Source organism: Neorhizobium sp. LMR1-1-1.1, from assembly GCF_040675795.1.
GTDB classification, from domain to species: domain Bacteria; phylum Pseudomonadota; class Alphaproteobacteria; order Rhizobiales; family Rhizobiaceae; genus Neorhizobium; species Neorhizobium cellulosilyticum.
Window position 1 is genome coordinate 1 of record NZ_JBEGHE010000098.1, and the last position, 258, is coordinate 258.

Annotated in this window: 1 pseudogene; it reads left to right on the top strand. The window is 57.8% G+C overall.

Annotation, left to right across the window (positions count from 1 at the left end):
• Positions 1-258, top strand: a pseudogene (istB, locus tag MRBLMR1_RS29965) (IS21-like element ISRel5 family helper ATPase IstB); the annotation flags it as partial.

Sequence of the window (258 nt, forward strand, 5' to 3'; positions counted from 1 at the left end):
TCGCCAAGGGAGCTAACATCCTCATGTTCGGTCCGCCCGGCGGAGGAAAGAGCCATCTCGCTGCTGCTATCGGCCTTGCGCTGATCGAGAACGGATGGCGGGTCCTCTACACCCGGACCACCGATCTTGTGCAGAAGCTGCAGGTCGCTCGTCGGGAACTGCAGCTTGAGTCTGCTATCGACAAACTCAACAAGTACGACTTGCTCATCCTCGATGATCTCGCCTACGTCACCAAAGATCAGGCGGAAACAAGCGTGC